The organism is Dactylosporangium cerinum, from assembly GCF_042653625.1.
GTDB classification, from domain to species: Bacteria; Actinomycetota; Actinomycetes; order Mycobacteriales; family Micromonosporaceae; genus Dactylosporangium; species Dactylosporangium cerinum.
Window position 1 is genome coordinate 437,726 of the sequence record NZ_JBHSIU010000004.1, and the last position, 19,858, is coordinate 457,583.

The 19,858-nt window shown below is 72.7% G+C and carries 21 protein-coding genes; 13 read left to right on the forward strand and 8 right to left on the reverse strand.

Going from position 1 to position 19,858, the window contains the following annotated elements; genetic code table 11:
• Positions 1-7: 7 nt before the first annotated feature.
• Together ACFPIJ_RS02965 and ACFPIJ_RS02970 are read right to left on the reverse strand one after the other, a co-directional pair.
• On the reverse strand, positions 8-1,045 hold the full coding sequence (locus ACFPIJ_RS02965; RefSeq protein WP_203846272.1) for an NAD(P)H-dependent glycerol-3-phosphate dehydrogenase: 1,038 nt from the start codon (positions 1,043-1,045) through the stop codon (positions 8-10).
• Positions 1,046-1,061: 16 nt separating this feature from the next.
• Complete coding sequence (locus ACFPIJ_RS02970) at positions 1,062-1,769, reverse strand: lysophospholipid acyltransferase family protein (protein ID WP_380112984.1); 708 nt, start codon at positions 1,767-1,769, stop codon at positions 1,062-1,064.
• An 82-nt stretch (positions 1,770-1,851) separates the two neighbouring features.
• Between ACFPIJ_RS02970 and cofC the strand changes: the two genes are divergently transcribed.
• The 5 genes from cofC to ACFPIJ_RS02995 all read left to right on the forward strand — a co-directional run bounded on the left by cofC (position 1,852) and on the right by ACFPIJ_RS02995 (position 7,432).
• Entirely contained in the window at positions 1,852-2,472 is a 621-nt protein-coding gene (gene cofC, locus ACFPIJ_RS02975) for a 2-phospho-L-lactate guanylyltransferase (protein ID WP_380112985.1), read from the forward strand.
• 87 nt (positions 2,473-2,559) lie between these two features.
• On the forward strand, positions 2,560-2,757 hold the full coding sequence (locus ACFPIJ_RS02980) for a cold-shock protein (RefSeq protein ID WP_380112986.1): 198 nt from the start codon (positions 2,560-2,562) through the stop codon (positions 2,755-2,757).
• Positions 2,758-2,814: 57 nt separating this feature from the next.
• On the forward strand, positions 2,815-5,193 hold the full coding sequence (locus ACFPIJ_RS02985) for an RNA degradosome polyphosphate kinase (protein ID WP_380112987.1): 2,379 nt from the start codon (positions 2,815-2,817) through the stop codon (positions 5,191-5,193).
• Positions 5,190-6,575: a CYTH and CHAD domain-containing protein gene (locus ACFPIJ_RS02990; protein WP_380112989.1), complete on the forward strand. Its 1,386-nt coding sequence runs from the start codon at positions 5,190-5,192 to the stop codon at positions 6,573-6,575. Before ACFPIJ_RS02985 ends, ACFPIJ_RS02990 begins: the two co-directional genes overlap by 4 nt.
• Positions 6,563-7,432, forward strand: a complete 870-nt coding sequence (locus tag ACFPIJ_RS02995; RefSeq protein WP_380112990.1) for an NUDIX hydrolase — start codon at positions 6,563-6,565, stop codon at positions 7,430-7,432. The genes ACFPIJ_RS02990 and ACFPIJ_RS02995 overlap by 13 nt, the downstream gene beginning before the upstream one ends.
• Before the next feature lie 74 nt (positions 7,433-7,506).
• On the opposite strand, the gene ACFPIJ_RS03000 is transcribed toward ACFPIJ_RS02995, so the two are convergent.
• The 3 genes from ACFPIJ_RS03000 to leuC all read right to left on the reverse strand — a co-directional run bounded on the left by ACFPIJ_RS03000 (position 7,507) and on the right by leuC (position 10,323).
• Positions 7,507-8,148: an HU family DNA-binding protein gene (locus tag ACFPIJ_RS03000; protein WP_380112991.1), complete on the reverse strand. Its 642-nt coding sequence runs from the start codon at positions 8,146-8,148 to the stop codon at positions 7,507-7,509.
• A gap of 140 nt (positions 8,149-8,288) precedes the next feature.
• Complete coding sequence (gene leuD / locus ACFPIJ_RS03005; RefSeq protein WP_380112992.1) at positions 8,289-8,876, reverse strand: 3-isopropylmalate dehydratase small subunit; 588 nt, start codon at positions 8,874-8,876, stop codon at positions 8,289-8,291.
• A gap of 34 nt (positions 8,877-8,910) precedes the next feature.
• Complete coding sequence (gene leuC, locus ACFPIJ_RS03010) at positions 8,911-10,323, reverse strand: 3-isopropylmalate dehydratase large subunit (RefSeq protein WP_380112993.1); 1,413 nt, start codon at positions 10,321-10,323, stop codon at positions 8,911-8,913.
• A 49-nt stretch (positions 10,324-10,372) separates the two neighbouring features.
• Between leuC and ACFPIJ_RS03015 the strand changes: the two genes are divergently transcribed.
• From ACFPIJ_RS03015 to ACFPIJ_RS03025, 3 genes are all read left to right on the forward strand, one after another.
• Entirely contained in the window at positions 10,373-11,059 is a 687-nt protein-coding gene (locus tag ACFPIJ_RS03015; protein ID WP_033357786.1) for an IclR family transcriptional regulator, read from the forward strand.
• A gap of 39 nt (positions 11,060-11,098) precedes the next feature.
• Entirely contained in the window at positions 11,099-11,398 is a 300-nt protein-coding gene (locus ACFPIJ_RS03020; RefSeq protein ID WP_380112994.1) for a hypothetical protein, read from the forward strand.
• 95 nt (positions 11,399-11,493) lie between these two features.
• Entirely contained in the window at positions 11,494-13,359 is a 1,866-nt protein-coding gene (locus ACFPIJ_RS03025) for a hypothetical protein (protein WP_380112995.1), read from the forward strand.
• Positions 13,360-13,409: 50 nt separating this feature from the next.
• Here ACFPIJ_RS03025 and ACFPIJ_RS03030 read toward each other — a convergent pair whose 3' ends face one another.
• Both ACFPIJ_RS03030 and ACFPIJ_RS03035 read right to left on the reverse strand, forming a co-directional pair.
• Positions 13,410-13,787, reverse strand: a complete 378-nt coding sequence (locus ACFPIJ_RS03030) for a YccF domain-containing protein (protein ID WP_380112997.1) — start codon at positions 13,785-13,787, stop codon at positions 13,410-13,412.
• Positions 13,788-13,794: 7 nt separating this feature from the next.
• Positions 13,795-14,745 carry an FAD-dependent oxidoreductase gene (locus ACFPIJ_RS03035; protein WP_380112998.1) on the reverse strand — a complete coding sequence of 317 codons (951 nt, stop codon included), beginning with the start codon at positions 14,743-14,745 and terminating at the stop codon, positions 13,795-13,797.
• Between the two features lie 69 nt (positions 14,746-14,814).
• Between ACFPIJ_RS03035 and ACFPIJ_RS03040 the strand changes: the two genes are divergently transcribed.
• From ACFPIJ_RS03040 to ACFPIJ_RS03050, 3 genes are all read left to right on the forward strand, one after another.
• Positions 14,815-15,684 carry a LysR family transcriptional regulator gene (locus ACFPIJ_RS03040; RefSeq protein WP_380112999.1) on the forward strand — a complete coding sequence of 290 codons (870 nt, stop codon included), beginning with the start codon at positions 14,815-14,817 and terminating at the stop codon, positions 15,682-15,684.
• A gap of 125 nt (positions 15,685-15,809) precedes the next feature.
• Complete coding sequence (locus ACFPIJ_RS03045) at positions 15,810-16,562, forward strand: lytic polysaccharide monooxygenase (protein WP_380113000.1); 753 nt, start codon at positions 15,810-15,812, stop codon at positions 16,560-16,562.
• Positions 16,563-16,618: 56 nt separating this feature from the next.
• Positions 16,619-17,176, forward strand: coding sequence for a DUF305 domain-containing protein (locus ACFPIJ_RS03050; protein ID WP_380113001.1), 558 nt, complete (start codon positions 16,619-16,621; stop codon positions 17,174-17,176).
• A 5-nt stretch (positions 17,177-17,181) separates the two neighbouring features.
• On the opposite strand, the gene ACFPIJ_RS03055 is transcribed toward ACFPIJ_RS03050, so the two are convergent.
• Positions 17,182-17,715 carry a hypothetical protein gene (locus ACFPIJ_RS03055; protein WP_380113003.1) on the reverse strand — a complete coding sequence of 178 codons (534 nt, stop codon included), beginning with the start codon at positions 17,713-17,715 and terminating at the stop codon, positions 17,182-17,184.
• A 114-nt stretch (positions 17,716-17,829) separates the two neighbouring features.
• Here ACFPIJ_RS03055 and ACFPIJ_RS03060 point away from each other — a divergent pair, with 114 nt between their 5' ends.
• On the forward strand, positions 17,830-19,053 hold the full coding sequence (locus ACFPIJ_RS03060) for an FAD-binding protein (RefSeq protein WP_380113005.1): 1,224 nt from the start codon (positions 17,830-17,832) through the stop codon (positions 19,051-19,053).
• A gap of 9 nt (positions 19,054-19,062) precedes the next feature.
• Positions 19,063-19,851 carry a fumarylacetoacetate hydrolase family protein gene (locus tag ACFPIJ_RS03065; RefSeq protein ID WP_380113006.1) on the forward strand — a complete coding sequence of 263 codons (789 nt, stop codon included), beginning with the start codon at positions 19,063-19,065 and terminating at the stop codon, positions 19,849-19,851.
• Positions 19,852-19,858 lie beyond the last annotated feature (7 nt).

Genomic DNA, 19,858 nt, shown 5'->3' on the forward strand with positions numbered 1-19,858 from the left:
GAAAACCCTACTGATGCTCCCCCGTCGACGGCACGCCGGGCCGCTCGGGCTTCGTCTCGCGGGCCATCAGCGCGGCCAGGGCCTTGAGCGGGTCGACGCCCTCGTGGCAGACGAGCTCGACCTGCTCGGTGATCGGCATCTCCACGCCGACGCTGTGGGCCAGGTCGCGGATCGACAGGCAGCTCTTGACCCCTTCGGCGGTCTGTCTGGTCGCGGCCTGGGCCTGCTCCAGGGTCTCGCCGCGGCCGAGGTGCTCGCCGAACGTGCGGTTGCGCGACAGCGGTGAGGAGCAGGTCGCGACGAGGTCGCCGAGGCCGGCCAGCCCGGCGAACGTCATCAGGTTGGCGCCGAGCGCCCCGCCGAGGCGGGTGGTCTCCGCGAGGCCGCGGGTGATCAGCGTCGCCCGCGTGTTGTCGCCGAACCCGAGCGCCGAGGCCATCCCGTAGGCGAGGGCGATCGCGTTCTTGACCGCGCCGCCGAGCTCGCATCCGATGACGTCGTCGTTGGTGTACGGCCGCAGGTAGCGCGTGCTGATCGCCCGCTGGACCAGCTCGGCCCGGCGGATGTCGGTGCAGGCCACGACGGTCGCGGCGGGCTGCTCCGCGGCGATCTCCGGGGCGAGGTTGGGGCCGGTGACGACGGCGATGCGGTCGGGCTCGACGCCGGCGGAGTCCACGATCACCTCGCTCATCCGCTTGAGCGTGCCCAGCTCGATGCCCTTCATCAGGCTGACGAGCGTCGCGTCGGAGCCGATCGTGCCGGCCCAGGCGCCCAGGTTGTCGCGCAGCGTCTGCGACGGCACGGCGAGCACGACCAGGTCGGCACCGTCGATCGCCTCGGCGGCGTCACCGGTCGCGGTCACCGCCGGCGGCAGCCACGTGTTGGGCAGATAGTCCGGGTTCACGTGCCGCTCGCGGATCGCCTCGGCCACGTCGGGGCGGCGGGCCCACACGGTGACCTCGGGCGTGCCCGCGTCGGCGAGCAGCTTCGCGAAGACCGTGCCCCACGAACCGGCCCCGAGCACGGCGGCGCGTCGAATGCTCATCTGCCCTCCGTCGTCATCATGCGAGCGACTTGCGCGGTGTCCACAACGGTGGCGGGGTCCCGCCTCGGATCTCCACGAGCATGTCGCGGAGGTGCAGCATGATGTGGTCGGTGATCTCGTTGAGCGTCTGGGCGGTCGGCTGCGCGTCGTCCCAGGCGGACAGGTCGATCGGGTCGCCCGCGACGACCGTCACGTCGGCGCGCGGCAGCAGCCGCAGCTTGCTGGTGCGCGGATCGTAGATCCGCTCGGGGCCCCACATGACGATCGGGATCATCGGCGCGCGGGTGTCGAGCCAGAGGCGCGCGGCGCCGGTCTTGCCGCGCATCGGCCACAGATCGGGCTCCCGGGTGGTGGTGCCCTCCGGGTAGATGACCACGGCCTCGCCGTCGCGGACACCGACCCGGGCCGCCTCCAGGGCCCGCACCGCGTCGGTGGTGCCGCGGCGGACCGGGATCTGGTGCACCGCGCGCAGCAGCGAGCCGAGCACCGGCACGCTGAACAGGCTGGCCTTGGCCAGGAACGACGGCCAGCGGCCCGCGTCGTAGATGTAGTGGGCGACGGCGAGCGGGTCGGCGTGGGAGATGTGGTTGACCACGATGATCACCCCACCCTCGGCTGGGATGTGTTCCATACCCGTCCACGTGCGGCGGGTCAGCGCCTGCATCGCGGGCTTCACGGTCGCGACGGCGAAACGCCGCCAAAAGCCGAGCCTCCGGCGCGTCATCTCACCCTCCCCTCACGGTTCTGCTGCGAATCATGCCACTGCCGGGCGCTGTGACGTCACGGGCGCCGTGTCAGGATGGGTCATGCTCAGCACCTGGGTGGCCGTGGTGCCGGTCAAGCCGCTCGGTGCGGCGAAGACCCGGCTGCGCGGCGCCGTCCCGCGGCCGTCGCACCCGGGGTTGGTGCTGGCCATGGCCCGTGACACGGTCGCGGCGGCGCTCGCCTGCCCAGCGGTCGCCCGGGTCGTCGCGGTCTGTGACGACCCGCTGGTGCGGGCCGCCGTCACGGCCGCCGGCGCCACCTGGCTGCCCGACACCCCGGCGGCCGGCCTGAACGCTGCTCTCACCTTCGGCGCCCGGGCCGCGGCCGGCGCGCCGGTGGTCGCGCTGACCGCCGACCTGCCGGCGATGCGCCCCGCCGACCTGGCCGTCGTCCTGGCCGAGGCGGCCCGCCTCGGCCGCCGCGCGTTCGTGCCCGACCTGGAGGGCAGCGGCACCGTCCTGCTCGCCAGCCCCGCCGGGGTGGCCCTCGACCCGCACTTCGGGCCCGGGTCCGCGGCCGCCCACCTGCGCTCCGGGGCGGTCCGGCTGGACGGCGACTGGCCGAGCCTGCGCCGCGACGTGGACACCGCCGCGGACCTCGACGCCGCCGCCGACCTCGGCCTCGGCCCCCACACCGGCGAGGTCCTGTGCACCCGCGCGTAGTCCTGTGCGCCCGCGCGTAACAGACATGTCGCACGGACGCAGTCACGCGAAACACGGCTGGGCATCGACGCGCGGTAGCGTGGACTGATGCAGGGGACCGTGGCGACGTTCGACGAGGACACCCGCACCGGGACGGTGCTGCTGGACGACGGTGCCCAGCTGCAGTTCCCGGCCGCCGCGTTCGACGCGTCCGGCCTGCGGCACCTCCGGCTGGGGCAGCGGGTCCGCATCGATCATGATGCCGCCGGGGGCGTCATCAAGGTCACACTGCCGACCCTCCCGTAGCCGCCAAGCAGCGGGAAGTTCATGTTCAGACCGGCACAAACGGGCCATGATGATCCGGTGGACGAAACGCCTACCGGTCGCAGCCGCCCTCGCAACGCCGCACAACGCCCCGACCCGCAGAGCGCGCCCCCCAAGGCCGCCCCGCGCAAGGCGGCACCGCGACGGGCGGCCCCGGCAGCGGGCGCGACGCCACGGGTCCGGCGGGCGACGAAGGCCGCGGCACCTGCAACCGGTGAAGACGCCCAGGCGAGCCAGGCCGAGCCCGAGGAGGTCACCATGAGCGAGACGGTGGCGGAGCAGACCACGGTGGTCCCCAGCCAGAAGACCCCCGACGAGCCGTCCGCGGAGCACGATGCGCTGGTCGTACCCAGCGAAAAACCGCTGCCTGAGGACCGGTATCTCAACCGTGAGCTGTCGTGGCTCGACTTCAACGCACGGGTCCTGACCCTCGCCGAGGACCCCGCCACGCCGCTGCTGGAGCGGGCCAAGTTCCTCGCCATCTTCGCCAGCAACCTCGACGAGTTCTACATGGTCCGCGTCGCGGGCCTGAAGCGGCGGCTGCAGACCGGCATCCCGGTGCGCCGCCCCGGGTTCCTGCCGCCGACGGAGCAGCTGGAGCAGATCGCCGAGCGCACCACCGCGCTCGTCGCGCGCCAGTCGCGGGTGTTCGCCGAGGAGATCGCCCCGGCGATGGCCGAGGAGCACATCCACATCGTGCGCTGGAGCGAGCTCGACCCGGCCGAGCGCGAGCGGATGCGCACCGCGTTCCGCGAGCAGATCTTCCCGGTGCTGACCCCCCTCGCGGTCGACCCGGCGCACCCGTTCCCCTACATCTCCGGCCTGTCGCTCAACCTGGCGGTCGTGGTCCGTGAGCGCGACGGCGGCCCGGAGCTGTTCGCCCGGATCAAGGTGCCCAACAACGTGCCGCGCTTCTACGCGCTGGACCGCACCACCCGGGACGGTGTGCGCACGGTGCGGTTCCTGCCGGTGGAGGAGCTGATCGCGGCGCACCTCGGGCAGCTGTTCTCCGGCATGCAGGTGGTCGAGCACCACCTGTTCCGGGTGACCCGCAACGCCGAGGTCGAGCTGGACGAGGACCGCGACGAGGACCTGCTGCAGGCCCTGGAGCGGGAGCTGGCCCGGCGCCGCTTCGGCCCGCCGGTGCGGCTGGAGGTCGCCGCCTCGATCTCCGACCACGTGCTCGAACTGCTGGTCCGCGAGCTGGACATGGACTCCCACGACGTGCTGCGGGTGCCGGGCCTGCTGGACCTGACCGCGCTGTGGGAGATCTACAACGGGGTGGACCGGCCGGCGCTGAAGGACAAGCCGTTCGTGCCGGCGACCCACCCGCACTTCGCCGAGGGCGAGACCCCGCGCAGCGTCTTCGCCCGGCTGCGGGACCACGACATCCTGGTGCATCACCCGTATCACTCGTTCTCCACCAGCGTGCAGCGGTTCGTGGAGCAGGCCGCCGCCGACCCCAACGTGCTGGCGATCAAGCTGACGCTGTACCGGACCAGCGGCGACTCGCCGATCGTGGACGCCCTGGTCGACGCGGCCGAGGCCGGCAAGCAGGTCGTGGTGCTGGTCGAGGTGAAGGCGCGGTTCGACGAGAAGGCCAACATCGGCTGGGCCAGGACGCTGGAGCGGGCCGGCTGCCACGTCGTCTACGGGCTCGTCGGGCTCAAGACCCACACGAAGACCGCGCTGGTCGTGCGCCAGGAGGGCAACCACATCCGGCGGTACTGCCACGTGGGCACCGGCAACTACCACCCGAAGACAGCCAGGCTGTATGAGGACTACGGCCTGCTGACCGCGGACCCGGAGGTCGGCGCGGACCTCACCGACCTGTTCAACGTGCTCACCGGCTACAGCCGGCAGACCTCCTACCGGCGCCTGCTGGTCGCGCCGCACGGGGTGCGCCGCGGCATCATCGACCGGATCGACCACGAGATCACCCTCGGCGGGCGCGGCCTGATCCAGCTGAAGGTCAATTCGCTGGTCGACGAGGAGATCATCGACTCGCTCTACCGGGCCGGCCAGGCCGGGGTGAGCGTCGACCTGATCGTGCGCGGCATCTGCGCGCTGCGCCCCGGCGTGCCGGACCTGTCGGACAACATCCGGGTCCGCTCGGTGCTGGGACGGTTCCTGGAGCACTCCAGGGTGTTCCGGTTCGGCCGGGACGCCGCCGCGGAGTACTGGATCGGCTCGGCGGACCTCATGCACCGCAACCTCGACCGCCGGGTCGAGGCCCTGGTCAAGGTCACCGACCCGGCCGCGGCCGGCGAGCTCGACCGGATGCTGAAGCTGATGATGAGCGACGAGACCGGCGCGTTCGAGCTGTCCGGCGACGGCACCTGGCACCGCCGGCCGGGCAAGAACCCGCAGGAGGCGCTGCTGCGCCGGATGGTCGACCGGGCGGAGCCGAGCACGTGAGCTCCTACGTCCGGTTCCACGTCCGCGACGGTTTCACGCTGCCGGATCTCGCCGGGCCGGGCAGCACCGTCACCGTGGACGCGACCTTCCACGACACCCCGGACGCGGCGCTCGCGCACGCCGGGGTGTCGCTGCACCAGCACCCCGACGGCACGTGGACGCTGCTGCTGCCGGGCCGCGGGGGCGGGCTGCGCCGGCCGGCCGCCGGCGCCGGGGTCGTCCCGCCGGACCTGCTGGACGCCGTGACCGCGTTCCGCCGCGGGGCCGGCCTGGCCGCGGTGCGGACGGTCCGCGCCGCCGTCCACGTGCTTTCCGCTTCGGGTGGTGTGCTGGCGGAGGCCCGCGTGCTGTCCGCGCGCGGGACCGGCCGACGCCCCCGCAGCGTCGAGGTGTCGCTGATCGACGGCACCCCCGGAGACCTCGCCCGCATCGCCGAGCGACTGGTTGCTGCCGGTGCCGTGCCCGACCCGGCCACCGCCGTCCCCGACCGGGCTGACGACCGGGCTGACGACGACAGCGCCGGCGCGGTGATCGCCGGTGCGCTGCGGTCCGGCGTGGCACGGATCCTGCGGCACGACGCGTTCGCGCGGCTGCGCGAGACGATGCCCAACGGCGACACCCCGGTGCACCAGATGCGGGTCGGCACCCGGCGGCTGCGCAGCGACCTGCAGACGTTCCAGGCGCTGCTCGACCCGGCCTGGAGCCGGCCGCTGCGGGCCGAGCTGGGCCGGCTGGCCGGCGCGCTCGGCGGGGCCAGGGACATCGAGGTGCTGCGGACCCGGCTGCACGTCACCGCCGCGGCCGATCCCCTGGCGCCGGTGGATCCCGACGCCGTGGCCCGCATCGACGCCGCGCTCGCCGGCCGGCAGGAAACGGCGCTGTCGGCGCTGGACGAGGCGTTGCGCTCCGGGCGGTACGTCCCGCTCCTGGAGGCGCTGGTGCGGCCGCCCCGGCTGGCCGGCCGGCACACCGCCCCGGCGAGCCGGGTGCTGCCGGGCCTGGCGCGCAAGCCGTGGCGGCGGCTCGTGGCCGACGCGGACGCGCTGACCCCGCTCCTGCCCGACGACGACTGGCACGAGGTGCGGAAGCTGGCCAAGCGGGCCCGCTACGCGTTCTCCTGGGTCCCCGGCCCCGAGGCGGCGCTGCTCGCCAAGCGGATCGCGAAGGTGCAGAAGGTCCTCGGCGAGCACCAGGACGCCGCGACCGCCGCAGACACGTGGTTGTTCGTCGCGAGATTCCTCGACCGTGGCGACCACCGGCTCGCCGTCACCGCGGGCAGACTGTTCGAGCGGGAGCGGGCGGCGGTCACCCGGGCGCGGGCCGCGTTCCCGGCGGTGTGGGCCGCGGTCTGCGAGGAGAACACCACAGCATGGTTGAAGTGAGCACGGTCGTCCGCGCGGCGGGCGGGGTGGTGTGGCGCCCGGCGCGGGACGGCGTGGAGATCGTGCTGGTGCACCGGCCCCGGTATGACGACTGGTCCCTGCCCAAGGGCAAGGTCGACCCCGGCGAGCACGAGCTGGCGGCCGCGGTGCGCGAGGTGCACGAGGAGACCCTCGTGCACGGCGTCCCGCAGGCGCGGCTGCCCTCGATCCGGTACCTGACCGGCGCGCCGGGCGTGGAGAAGACCGTCGAGTTCTGGTCGATGCGGGCCCTGGTGTGGCAGGACCGGCCGGCCGACGACGAGATCGAGGAGGCGCGCTGGGTGCCGGCCGGGCACGCCCCGGCGCTGCTGAGCTACGCCCACGACCGGGGCGTGGTGAAGGCGTTCCTGGACCTGCCGCCGGTGACCGCGGTGGTGGCGCTGGTGCGTCACGCGAAGGCCGGCAAGCGCAAGGAATGGACCGGACCGGACGCGGCCCGGCCGCTGGACCCGACCGGAGCACGCGACGCGGAGGCGCTGAGCGGCCTCCTGCGGCTCCTGCGGCCGGATCGGGTGGTGTCGGCCACCCCCTTGCGCTGCACGCAGACGGTGGAGCCGCTGGGCCTGCCGTTCGACCTGGACGCCGCGTTCGACGAGGGGCAGTCACCCGGGGCGGCGGCCGGGGCCCTGCGGGGCGTGGCGGCGCGTGGCGGCGTGAGCGTCGTGTGCAGCCAGGGCAAGCTGATGCCGGCGCTGCTGACGGCATTGACCGGCCGCACCAATGTGGACTTCCACACCCGCAAGGGCAGCGGGTGGATCCTCACCTTCAGCGGTGACCGGATCCTCGCCTGGGATCCGCTGCGCCCGCTGACGGTCTGAGGCAACGAAAGGGGCGGCGCCGCGAATGATTCGCGGCGCCGCCCTCACGTTGCCTCACCGGCGTTGCGGCCGGGTCACTTGGCGGTGGCGGCCTTCTTGGCGGGCGCCTTCTTGGCGGCGGCCGTGGTGGTCGACGCCGTGGTGGTCTTGCGCGCGGTCGTCGACACGGCGGCCTTCGTGGCCTTCGTGGTGGCCTTCTTGGCGGGGGCGGCCTTGGTGGCGGCGGCCTTCGCCGGAGCGGCCTTCGCGGCTGCCTTGGTGGCGGTCGCCTTGGTGGCGGCCTTGGCCGGAGCGGCCTTCGCCGTCGTGGCCTTGGCGGCAGCGGTCTTCGTGGCGGCCTTGGCCGGAGCGGCCTTGGCGGTCGTGGCCTTGGCGGTCGTGGCCTTCGCGGCGGCGGTCTTGGTGGCGGCGGCCTTCTTGGCCGGCGCGACCTTCGGCACCTTGCCGGCGGCGACCATCTCGCGGAAGCTGGCGCCGGCCCGGAACGCGGGCACCGACGTCTTCTTCACCTTGACGGCCTCACCGGTGCGCGGGTTGCGCGCGGTTCTCGCACCACGGACGCGCTTCTCGAAGACACCGAAACCGGTGATGGCGACCTTGTCGCCCTTGGTCACGGCAGCCTGGATCTCGGCCAGCACCGCGTCCAGCGCCGCGTTTGCCGACTTCTTGTCGCCCAGGCGAGCGCTGAGCGCCTCGATGAGCTCGGCCTTGTTCACGTTGTTTCCTCCCGTACCAGAAATGAAGTCCCTGTGGGCAAGGTATCCCAACGCACACAGGATACAAACATATGACGGAAAAGAAATCGTTGTGGAGCAACGGATCCGGCCGGAGGCTCATCGAGACGTCCAGCTAGGGCCTAGTGAACGACGGGTGTCCACTCCGGACGGCCTTGTTCGAAGGCCGTGATGGACTCCTCGTGGCGCAGTGTCAGGCCGATGTCGTCCAGGCCCTCCAGCAGGCGCCAACGGCTGAAATCGTCGATCGGGAAGGCCCATTCGTGGCCCCCCGCACGCAACTGGCGATCCTGCAGATCGACCGTTACCGACAACTGCGGATCCGCTTCGATCGCGGCCCAGAGTTCCTCGACCACTTTCAGGTCCAACTCGATGGGCAGGAGCCCGGCCTTGAGCGCGTTTCCCCGGAAGATGTCGCCGAAACGCGGCGCGACGACCGCCTTGAAGCCGTAGTTCTGCAACGCCCACACGGCGTGCTCGCGCGACGATCCGGTGCCGAAGTCGGGTCCGGCGACGAGGACCGAGGCGCCGGTGTAGGCGGGATTGTTGAGCACGAATGCGGGATCCGAACGCCACGCGTTGAACAACCCGTCCTCGAACCCGGTGCGGGTGACGCGCTTCAGATATACGGCGGGGATGATCTGGTCGGTGTCCACGTTGGACCGGCGCAGCGGGACGGCCGTGCCGGTGTGGACGGTGAACTTCTCCATGTCAGATTCTGCCTGTCTTCGCTTCGGGCTTCGACTAGTTCAGGTCCGCGGGGGCCGCGAGGCGGCCGACGACGGCGGTGGCTGCGGCGACCTGCGGCGACACCAGGTGGGTGCGGCCACCACGGCCCTGCCGGCCCTCGAAGTTGCGGTTGGACGTCGAGGCGGAGCGCTCGCCCGGCTTCAGCGTGTCCGGGTTCATGCCCAGACACATCGAGCAGCCCGCGAAGCGCCACTCGGCACCGGCGGCGGTGAAGACCTCGTTGAGGCCCTCCTCCTCCGCCGCGGCGCGCACCGACGCGGATCCGGGCACGACGAGCATGCGCACCGACTCGGCGACCTTGCGCCCGCGCAGCACCTCGGCCGCGGCCCGCAGGTCCTCGAGCCGGCCGTTCGTGCACGAGCCGAGGAAGACCACGTCCACCGCGACGTCGCGCAGCGGCGTGCCCGGCGTCAGCGCCATGTATTCGAGCGCCTTCTGCGCCGCGACGCGGTCGGCGTCCTCGGCGAAGTCGGCCGGGTCCGGCACGCTCGCGCCCAGCGGCGCACCCTGGCCCGGGTTGGTGCCCCAGGTGACGAACGGGGTGAGGTGGGTGATGTCGAGGGTGACCTCGGTGTCGAACTTCGCGCCCTCGTCGGTGCGCAGCGAGGTCCAGTACTCCTTCGCGCGGTCCCAGGCCTCGCCCTTCGGCGCGTACTCGCGGCCCTCGACATACGCGAACGTGGTCTCGTCCGGCGCGATCATGCCGGCCTTGGCGCCCCACTCGATCGACATGTTGGAGACCGTCATCCGGCCCTCCATCGACATCTGCTCGATGGCGGGGCCGCGGTACTCCACCACGTGGCCGCGCCCGCCGCCGGTGCCGACCTGGGTGATGAGCGCCAGCACCAGGTCCTTGGCCGTGACGCCCGGGGCGAGGTCGCCGACGACGTTGACCGCCATCGTCTTCAGCGGCGGCTGGGGCAGCGTCTGGGTCGCCAGGACGTGCTCGACCTCGCTGGTGCCGATGCCGAACGCGAGCGCGCCGAACGCGCCGTGCGTGGAGGTGTGCGAGTCGCCGCACACGATCGTCATACCCGGCTGGGTCAGGCCCAGCTGCGGTCCCATCACGTGGACCACGCCCTGCTGCGAGTCGCCGAGCGAGTGGCGGCGCACGCCGAACTCGTCGCAGTTGCGCCGCAGCGTCTCGATCTGGGTGCGGGACACGGGGTCGCTGATCGTCAGCAGGTTGTCGGTCGGCGTGTTGTGGTCCTCGGTCGCGATCGTCAGCTCGGGACGGCGCACCGTGCGGCCGCTCAGACGCAGGCCGTCGAACGCCTGCGGGCTGGTGACCTCGTGGACCAGGTGCAGGTCGATGTACAGCAGATCCGGCTCGCCGTCGGCGGAACGGACGACGTGCGCGTTCCACACCTTCTCTGCGAGCGTCCGCGGTCGTGCTTCTCCCACCATCTGGACATCCTAAAGTTTGGGAGGTATGTTTCGGTCTGTGGGACACAGTATGAGCGGTGTTGGCGTGCTCGACAAGGCGGTGGTCATCCTGGCCGCCTGTGTCGACGGCGCCAGCCTGGCCGAACTGGTGGACCGGACCAAGCTTCCCCGGGCAACGGCGCACCGGCTCGCACAGGCCCTGGAAATCCACCGATTGCTCGTTCGGGACGCGCAAGGACGCTGGCGGCCGGGCCCGCGTCTGGGCGAACTCGCCAACGCGGCACCCGACGTTCTTCTGACCGCGGCCGAGCCGATGCTCACCGCACTGCGCGACGCGACCGGCGAAAGCGCGCAGCTCTATCTCCGCCGCGCCGACGAGCGGCTCTGCGTGGCCGCCGCCGAGCGCGCCAGCGGGCTGCGCGACACGGTGCCGATCGGGTCGGTGCTGCCGATGACCGCCGGCTCCGCCGCACAGGTGCTGCTCGCGTGGGAGCCGCCGGAGGCGGTGATGCCGCTCCTGCCCCGGTGCAAGTTCACCGGCCGCACCCTCGCCGAGGTCCGCCGCCGCGGCTGGGCGCAGAGCGTGGCCGAGCGCGAGGCGGGCGTGGCCAGCGTCTCCGCCCCGATCCGCGACCGCACCGGCCGGGTCATCGCGGCGATCAGTGTCTCGGGCCCGATCGAGCGGCTCGGGCGGCGCCCCGGCGACCGTCACGCGATGGCCGTGGTCCGGGCTGGACAACGCCTCTCCGGCCTGTAGCGTGCCGCTCATCGAGCACGCTTGACTGGAGGAACGCCAGTGCCTGAATCCACCCCTGCCGCTCCGGAACCGATCGACGCAGGCATCTCCGAGGCACCCGAGACCCCCGAGGGTGAGGCGTCCGGCGTCGGTCAGGCACCCTCGGGTGCCCCCGACAAGCCGACCGGCGCACCCGGCTCCCCCAGCCCGGACGGCCCGCAGCGGCCCACCCCGCCCACGGCACCGACCGTTCCGGCCGAACCGGCGCCGGCCGGCGGTGGCCGGGGCGGCTGCCTGAGCATGGTGCTCGGCATGCTCCTGCTCGTCGCCGCAGTGCTGGGCATCGCCGGCCAGTTCTGACCTGTCGCGGGGTTCTCCGGACCGTCCGGAGGGCCCCGCGCGGGCGTGGTGTCCCGTTACGATGCGGCCGACATCACACGGGGAGGGGCATCACCATGTCCGAACACACCGAGCCGCCGGACGGCTCAGGCACCGCCGAACCGGCTCCGGAGGCCGCGGCACCGCCCGCCGACGCCGAGCAGCCGGACGACCCGGCACCGTTACCGCATCCCGCTCCAACCGGCGACCCTGCGCCCCTGGCATTCGTGGAAAGCCCGGCTCCGGTCTCCGCTTATGGAGACCTGCCGGCGTTCCTGGCCGGTGTGACGCCGGTCGACGTGCACGCAGACGTGATCGAGTCGCCGCCGCCGCGGACCCGCCGGCCGGTCGTCCTCGCGCTGACCTCCGCCGCGGTCGTCCTGGTGGTCCTGCTCGGCGGTGGCGCGTTCGCCCTGGCCCGGCTGTGGAACGGCCCGGTCGGCACGCTGCCGGAGGAGCTCGTGCCGGCTTCGGTCGCCGCGTTCGCCCGCATCGACCTCTCCCCCGGCATCGGCCAGCGGATCAAGGTCGAGGCCCTGCTGCGCAAGGCCGGTGGCGGCGCGCCCAAGTCGTTCGACGACGCGAAGCGCGACATCCTCGCCGACGCCGGCGCGCCGATCGGCTACAACGACGTCGCCTCCTGGTTCGACGACCGGGCCGGCGTCGCCGTGTGGGCCGGACCGGAGGGCACCGCCACGCCCGTTGTGCTCGTCGTCCTGTCCTCGCGCGACGACGGCAAGGCCCGCACGGCACTCGCCGCGGCGCAGCAGAAGGTCGGCACGGACAAGCTCGGCTTCGTCGCCGGCGACGGGCGGGCCCTGCTCGCGTTCGGCGGCAAGGATCTCCAGCGGCTCGCCACCTCAGCGGCGGACGCCGCGAAGAAGGCCCCGCTGTCGAAGGCGCCCGCGTTCACCTCGGCCGTCGCCAAGCTCCCCGCGGACCAGCCCGGCCTGGCGTGGGCCGACCTGGCCCGCGTGACCGAGCTGCAGCAGTCGTTCCTGGAAGCGGCGATCGACGAGGAGGACTTCGACGAGGGGGAGGCGTTCGACATCGCGCCGGCCCTCCCGCCGACGGTCAAGGGCATTCTCGTCGCCGGCGTCCAGGCCGGTGACGACGGTTTCGAGGTCCGCGCCCGGGTGTCCGGCGGCGGCCTGCCGCTGACCGGCGCGGCGGGCGGCACCGACGCCCTCGCGCTCCTCGGTGCCCTTCCGGCCGGTGTCACCGCGGCCGGCGTCGCCGGCGGGCCGTTCGGCGACACCTCCTCGTTCTTCGGCGGCGCCGGCAGCCTGCTGTCCACGTTCCTGTTCCCGATGGCGATGTTCGGCTTCGCCGCCGGCGAGGGCGGGTTCGATCCGGACGAACTGCCGCCGGGCGCCGACCCCGACACCGGGCTGACCCTGCCGCCCGGCGTGGACCCGTCCGACCCTGCGGCGGTCGAGAAGTACGTCCGGGAGCACCCCGAGCTGCTCACCGGCGGCGGCAACTTCGTCGGGATGCAGAAGAGCACGGAGGCCCTGACGAAGGCCGTCTCCACCGCGACGTCGGTGTCGTTCACCGTCGCCGGCCCGCCGGGAACCGGCGCGCAGACCGCGACGGGCGATGGACCGGACGTGGGGCTGCAGCTCGACCTCCGGCTCGCCGACGCCGCCGCGGCCAAGCAGCTGCAGGCCGACCTGGCCGAGCTGCTGAAGGCCGGCGGGACCGTCTGCGAGGTGAGTGGGGAGCACGTGATCCTGCGGACGAAGGCCTACAAGGCTGGCAGCGGCAAGCTCGCCGACGACCCGCGTTTCCGCGCCGCGACCTCCGGCGGCGTCCCCGGGGCCACCACCGCGATCTACATCGGCGGCGAACCGGGCGGCAGCGGGGCGACTGGCGCTGTCGGCGTCACCGTCGGCCGCGACGGCGCCGACACCGTGGTGATGGCGAGGATCCTGGTCGGTTGACGCGTTCCCCCGGCCTGCGCGGCGCCGCGCAGGCCGGGGTCACCGCGGCCTTACAGGTCGACCACCTCGCGGCCCAGCGGCCAGAGCGCGGCCGGGACGAGCTTGAAGTTGGCGATGCCGAACGGGATCCCGATGATCGTGATGCACAGCGCGATGCCGGCGGTGATGTGGCTCAGCGCCAGCCACCACCCGGCGAGCACGAGCCACAGGACGTTGGCCACCCCGGTCGCCACGCCGGCGTCGGGCTTGGCCTGCAGCGTGCGGCCGAACGGCCACAGGGAATAGATGGCCAGCCGCCACGACGCCACCGCGAACGGGATCGTGATGATCAGCACGAAACAGATCGCTGCGGCGACGGCGTAGCCGATGAACAGCAGGAAGCCGCCACCAAAAATCAGCCACAGCACGTTCAGGATGAAGCGAATCATGCTTCGATCATGCGCCTGCCGCGCCACTGATGAGGGTGACGACCTCGTCGGCGCAGCCCCAGGCGAGGGTGACCCCGGCGCCGCCGTGGCCGTAGTCGTGCACGACGCGCGCGCCGCCGGGCAGTTCGACGGGGTCGAGCTCGACCCGGGCGCCGCCGTGCCGGGCCGGGCGTAGCCCGGCCGCCTGCCACAGCACAGCGGCCCCGGCCAGCTCCGGGACCAGCTCCAGGCAGCGGGCGAGGATCGCCGCGGTGGTGGCCGGATCGACCGTGGTGTCCCAGACGCCGGGCTGGAACGTGCCGCCGAGCACCACGTCGCGGCTGCGGGGGTGGACGTATGTCATTCCGGCAGGGTGCTCTTCGTCACGCACCGAGGTGACGAGCCCCGGGTTGGCGACGCCGACGATCTGGCCGCGGGCCGGGTGCACGGCGGGGTCCGCGGCGAGGTCCCGCGCCGCGAGGCCGCTCGCGTTGACCACGACGTCCGCGCCGCCGGCCACCCGGGGCACGTCGGACAGTCGCCCGACCTTGTGCCGGACCACCCGGCCGCCTGCGGCCTCGAACCGGTCCAGCAGCCACTGGAGGTACACCTCCATCTCGACGGACGGCACAGTGAACCGCCATTCGCCGGGCGCCGCGGTGAAGTCCGGGACCGCGGCGGCCCACCATGGCGTGGCGTGCGGCCCGCGCAGGATCATGCGGGTCGGCCGCGGGACCACTCCGGGCACGCCCGCGGCCGCCTGCGCGGACAGCTCGTCGTAGGTGCGGTGGGCCCAGGTCAGCACGCGCGGGTCAGCGGCGGTGCGGGTGGGGTACCAGACCGCGGCGGCGAGCCGGGACACGGTGCCGGCCGGCTCGTCCGCGGTCACGACCGTCACCGCGTGCCCATGTTCCTGCAGACGCACGGCGCAGGCGAGTCCGCTGATGCCCGCGCCGAGAACGGCGATCTTCCTGCTCATAGGCCTACGGAACCAGGACCGGCCGGCGGTGTCCAAGACCGGTTGGCGGGGCCATGATAAGCCTGGCTTATGGAACTGCGGCGGTTGCGCTACTTCGCTGTCCTCGCCGAGGAGCTGCACTTCACCCGGGCCGCGGCCCGGCTGCGCATCGCCCAGCCGGCGCTCAGCCAGCAGGTGAAGGCCCTCGAGCGGGAGGTCGGCGCGCGGCTGGTCGAGCGGGGACGCGGCGGCTGCGTCCTCACCCCGGTCGGGACGGTGGTGGCGGCGGAGGCGGCGGCGCTGCTCGCCCAGGTGGCCGGCGCCGAGCAGCGGATCGCGGCGGCGGTGCGGGGGCAGGGCGGGCGGCTGCGGCTGGCGTACACCCGATCGGCCCGCGGCGGCGCGGTCGACGACCTGGTCGAGCGGTTCCGCGCCGCGCACCCCCTGGTCGAAGTGGTGCCGGAGACCGGCTGGACCGCGCCCAACGTGGCCGGGCTGCTCGCCGGGCGCTACGACGCGGCGTTCGTGCGGCCACCGGTCGACGACGAGGGGATCCGGTGGCGGCTGGTCGGCACCGAGGAGCTGCTGCTCGCCCTGCCCGCCGGGCATCCCCTGGCGGCGCGCCGGCGGGTGCCGCGGGAGCTGCTGCGCGGCGAACCGGCGGTGATGTGGCCGCGGGACAACGGTCCCGGCATGTACGACCGGATCGTCGCGCAGGTCTGGCCCGGCGGCGGCTTCACGCTCGTCCGGCACGAGCCCGACGACGAGCAGCTGCTGCGGGCGGTGGCGGCCGGTGGCGTGATCGCGGCGGTGCCGGAGGGCCGGGCGAGGGCGCTGCGGGTGCCCGGGGTGCTGCTGCGCCGGTTCACCGGGGTGCCGCCGACGGTCGACATCGGGCTCGCCTGGGCGCCGCGGCACCTGAACCCGGTCGTGCGCAGCCTGCTGGATGTCCTGGGTTAAAGGCGGCTGGAACCTACCTTAAGTGAGAGCGCTCTATCGACCGAGTTCCATAAAGGTTATTTACTGTTAACAATCCTTCCTTTACATTGGCGAGCATCACCCCCACTGCACGAAGGGAGCGATCGATGCGAAGAACGGTCGCGCTGGTACCTCTGGCGCTCGCCGCCATCGCAACATCACTGCTCGTCTCGGCCCAGCCGGCGGCAGCGCACGGCTACATCTCCTCTCCCGCGAGCCGTCAGGCGATGTGCGCCCAGGGGCGGGTCGCCAACTGCGGCGAGATCGTCTACGAGCCACAGAGCGTCGAAGGTCCCAAGGGCCTCATGAGCTGCAGCGGCGGCAACAGCCGGTTCGCCCAGCTCGACGACCCGAACAAGGGCTGGCCGGCGACGTCGGTCGGCAACTCCGTCACGTTCAACTGGGTGCTCACGGCCCGGCACGCCACCAGCACGTGGGAGTACTTCGTCGGCAGCACCCGCATCGCGGTCATCGACGACGGCGGCCGGCAGCCCGGCGCGACCGTCTCCCACACGGTGAGCCTCGGCGGGCGCACCGGCCGGATCCTGGTCCTGGCCCGGTGGAACGTCGCCGACACCGGCAACGCCTTCTACTCCTGCGTCGACCTGCAGGTCGGTGGCGGCGGCAACCCGACGCCGACCCCGACCCAGCCCACCCCGACGCCCACCACCAACCCCACGCCGACCCCGACGCCCACGACCACCACGCCTCCGGCCGGCGGCACGTGGCAGGCGGGCACCGCGTACAAGGTCGGTGACCGGGTCACGTACGGCGGCGCCACGTACCAGTGCCGCCAGGCTCACACCGCCATCGCCGGTTGGGAACCGCCCAACGTCCCGGCGCTCTGGCTGCGCGTCTGACGTCCCGGGTGCCCGGTCCGCCGGGCACCCACTTCCCAGAGGGGTTCCGAGTGCGGTTGCGCGTCTCTGCCTTGCTGTCGCTCATCGCGGCGGCGCTCCTCGCCGGCTGCGCCGCCGCCCCGGCGCAGCCGGCCCCCGCGGCGACCTCGGCCGTCTTCAACGACACCGACGTCATGTTCGCCCAGATGATGGTCGCCCACCACGGCCAGGCCCTGGAGATGGTCCGCCTGGCCCGCACCAAGGCCGTCCGCGAGGACGTGCGCACCCTCGCCGCGGCCATCGACGTCACCGAGGCCGACGAGACCAAGACCATGCAGGTCTGGCTGCAGTCCTGGAACCGCCCACCCACCGCGGCCGCGGACGCCCACGAGGGCCACGGCGGCGCCCACGGCACGAACGCCGACGACCTCGCCGCCCTCGCGACCTACGACGGTGCCGAGTTCGAGCAGCGGTTCCTCAACATGCTCGTCGCCCACCAGCACAACGCGGTCGAGATCGCCCGCATGGAGACCGGCTCCGGGGTCAACCCCGGCGCCCTGGACCTCGCCCGGCGCATCACCGACTCCCGCACCGCCGAGATCCAGCAGATGCTCGGGTACCTCGGGAAGGTCTGAACCCGCTACTCGCAACCGATCCCGTCGTGGTCGGTGTCGAGGCCGTAGACGTCGGTGCCGATGACCGTGACCGGGCCCTGCACGTATGACGGGCCGTTGCCGCTGCCGCCCTTGCAGTCCACGTCGACCGGGTCGTTCGGCACGCACGGGGAGTAGTTCGGGTTGCAGTTGCCGGCCGGCTTCGTGGTCGGCTGTTTCGTCGGGGGTTTGGTGGTCGGGGCTTTGGTGGTCGGCGCCTTGGTGGTCGGCGGCTGGGTCGCCGGTGCCGTCGTCGCCGGTGCGGTCGTGGCGGGCGGTGCCGTTGCCGGCGGCTCGCTCGTCGGTGTCGCGTTCGCCGTTTCGGTGGCCGGCACCGGCGTTTGCGGGATCGCGAGCGCGCCGGTGCGGGACACGTCGCGGGTGTCGTCCGGCTGTTTGCTTCCGGCCGCTGCCACGACGATGCCGCAGAAGATGAAGACGCCGAGGACCACGGCGCCGAGCACGATGAACCAGCCCCGGCCGGAGCGCGGGTTCGGCTGATTGAGCGGCGGATACGTCACCCGGCGAAGTCTGGTCAAGCCGGCCCCGGGAGGCCAGTAGCCGAACGGATGCGTTCGGTGATACCGGCGTCGGCTCGCCGCCACGAACGGTGTGGCGTGCATAGACTCGGTCGCATGACCCTCACCAACTGGGCGGGAAACATCGCGTTCGACGCGGCCCGGGTGCACCGACCGTCCACCGTGGACCAGGTCCGGGAGGTGGTGGCCGGGGCGGAGCGGGTGCGGGTCCTCGGATCCGGGCACTCGTTCAACGACATCTCCGTCACGCCCGCGGATCTCGTCAGCGTCGCCGGGTTGCCGGTGGAGCCGCGGATCGACGCGGCGGCGGGGACAGTCACCGTGGCCGGCGGGGTGCGATACGGGGAGCTGGCGGCATTCCTGGACGCCCAGGGGTATGCGTTGCACAACCTCGGGTCGTTGCCGCACATCTCGATCGCGGGGGCGGTTGCCACCGGCACCCACGGATCCGGCGCGGCACTGGGCAACCTTGCGACGGCCGTCGCCGGGGTCGAGCTCGTGACCGCGGGCGGGGACCTGGTCCGGCTGGCCCGCGGGGACGCCGACTTCCCCGGCGCGGTCGTGTCGCTCGGCGCGCTCGGGGTCGTGGTGGGTGTGACGTTGGACGTGCTGCCGGCCTACGCCATCCGCCAGTTCGTCTTCGAGCACCTGCCGAGGAGCGTCCTGGACGCGCGGTGGGAGGACATCGCGACCGCCGGCTACTCGGTCAGCCTGTTCACCGGCTGGGCCGGGGACACCGTCGACCAGTTGTGGCTCAAGCTCGCCGACGGTGAGGAGCCCGACGGGTTCGGGGCGGCGCCGGCGCGACGGACGATGCACCCGATCGCGGCGATGTCCCCGGAGAGCTGCACCGAGCAGGGCGGAGTGCCCGGGCCGTGGCACCGGCGGCTGCCGCACTTCAAGCTGGAGTTCACCCCGAGCAGCGGCGAGGAGCTGCAGACCGAGTTCTTCGTGGCGCGCGACGACGCGGTGGAGGCGTTCGCCGCGGTCGAGAGGCTGCGGCACCTCGTGACGCCCGTGTTGCAGATCTCCGAGATCAGGGTCGTTGCGGCGGACGAGTTGTGGCTGAGTCCGATGTACCGGCGGGACAGCGTGGCCCTGCACTTCACCTGGATCCGGGATGTTGAACGGGTCTCGCCGGTCGTCGCCGCGCTCGAGGAGGCGCTGGCGCCACTGGCGGCGCGGCCGCACTGGGGCAAGGTGTTCCACCACGCCGCGCGGCCCGAGCGGCTCACCGACTTCCTCGCGTTGCGTGACCGGCTCGACCCGGACCGCAAGTTCGGCAACGCGTTCGTGGAGCGGCACCTGGCGGCGGAGTAGATTCCAGGCGTGCGTATCGCTCGTTTCGCCCACAGCAGTGGGATGTCGTTCGGAGTCGTCGAGGGCGAGCCCTCGGCCGGACTCACCGGACTCACCGTCGCCGAGATCGACGGTCACCCGTTCGGGGAGCTGCGGTTCACCGGCCAGCGCTGGGCCGTCGCCGACGTGCGGCTGCTCTCCCCGATGCTGCCCAGCAAGGTGGTGTGCGTCGGGCGCAACTACGCCGACCACGCCGCCGAACTCGGCAACGACGTGCCGAAGGAGCCCCTGCTCTTTCTCAAGCCGTCCACGTCGATCATCGGCCCCAACGACGCGATCCGGATCCCCCCGCAGTCGCAGCAGGTCGAGCACGAGGCCGAGCTCGCCGTCGTGATCGGCGTCACCGGTGCCCGCCGCGTCGACCGGGCCGGCGCCGCCACGGCCATCTTCGGCTACACCGCCGCCAACGACGTCACCGCCCGTGACCTGCAGCGCAAGGACGTCCAGTTCACCCGGGGCAAGAGCTTCGACTCGTTCTGCCCCATCGGCCCCTGGATCGTCACCGGCCTGGACGTCAGCGACGTCGAGGTCCGCTGCGAGGTCAACGACGAGGTCCGCCAGCTCGGCCGCACCAAGGACATGGTGTTCGACGTCCCCACGCTCGTGTCGTATGTCTCACACGTCATGACCCTCCTCCCCGGCGACGTCATCCTCACCGGCACCCCCGCCGGCGTCTCCAAGCTCAACCCCGGCGACGAGGTCACCGTCACGATCGAGGGCGTCGGCGCGCTCAGCAACAGGGTCCTGACCTTGGAATAGGCGTGTT

Bases quoted from the DNA above. Each gene is read 5' to 3' on its own strand.
- ACFPIJ_RS02965 (WP_203846272.1), bottom strand. From the start codon at position 1,045: ATGAGCATTCGACGCGCCGCCGTGCTCGGGGCCGGTTCGTGGGGCACG.
- ACFPIJ_RS02970 (WP_380112984.1), bottom strand. From the start codon at position 1,769: ATGACGCGCCGGAGGCTCGGCTTTTGGCGGCGTTTCGCCGTCGCGACC.
- cofC (WP_380112985.1), top strand. From the start codon at position 1,852: ATGCTCAGCACCTGGGTGGCCGTGGTGCCGGTCAAGCCGCTCGGTGCG.
- ACFPIJ_RS02980 (WP_380112986.1), top strand. From the start codon at position 2,560: ATGCAGGGGACCGTGGCGACGTTCGACGAGGACACCCGCACCGGGACG.
- ACFPIJ_RS02995 (WP_380112990.1), top strand. From the start codon at position 6,563: ATGGTTGAAGTGAGCACGGTCGTCCGCGCGGCGGGCGGGGTGGTGTGG.
- leuD (WP_380112992.1), bottom strand. From the start codon at position 8,876: ATGGAGAAGTTCACCGTCCACACCGGCACGGCCGTCCCGCTGCGCCGG.
- leuC (WP_380112993.1), bottom strand. From the start codon at position 10,323: ATGGTGGGAGAAGCACGACCGCGGACGCTCGCAGAGAAGGTGTGGAAC.
- ACFPIJ_RS03015 (WP_033357786.1), top strand. From the start codon at position 10,373: ATGAGCGGTGTTGGCGTGCTCGACAAGGCGGTGGTCATCCTGGCCGCC.
- ACFPIJ_RS03025 (WP_380112995.1), top strand. From the start codon at position 11,494: ATGTCCGAACACACCGAGCCGCCGGACGGCTCAGGCACCGCCGAACCG.
- ACFPIJ_RS03030 (WP_380112997.1), bottom strand. From the start codon at position 13,787: ATGATTCGCTTCATCCTGAACGTGCTGTGGCTGATTTTTGGTGGCGGC.
- ACFPIJ_RS03035 (WP_380112998.1), bottom strand. From the start codon at position 14,745: ATGAGCAGGAAGATCGCCGTTCTCGGCGCGGGCATCAGCGGACTCGCC.
- ACFPIJ_RS03040 (WP_380112999.1), top strand. From the start codon at position 14,815: ATGGAACTGCGGCGGTTGCGCTACTTCGCTGTCCTCGCCGAGGAGCTG.
- ACFPIJ_RS03045 (WP_380113000.1), top strand. From the start codon at position 15,810: ATGCGAAGAACGGTCGCGCTGGTACCTCTGGCGCTCGCCGCCATCGCA.
- ACFPIJ_RS03060 (WP_380113005.1), top strand. From the start codon at position 17,830: ATGACCCTCACCAACTGGGCGGGAAACATCGCGTTCGACGCGGCCCGG.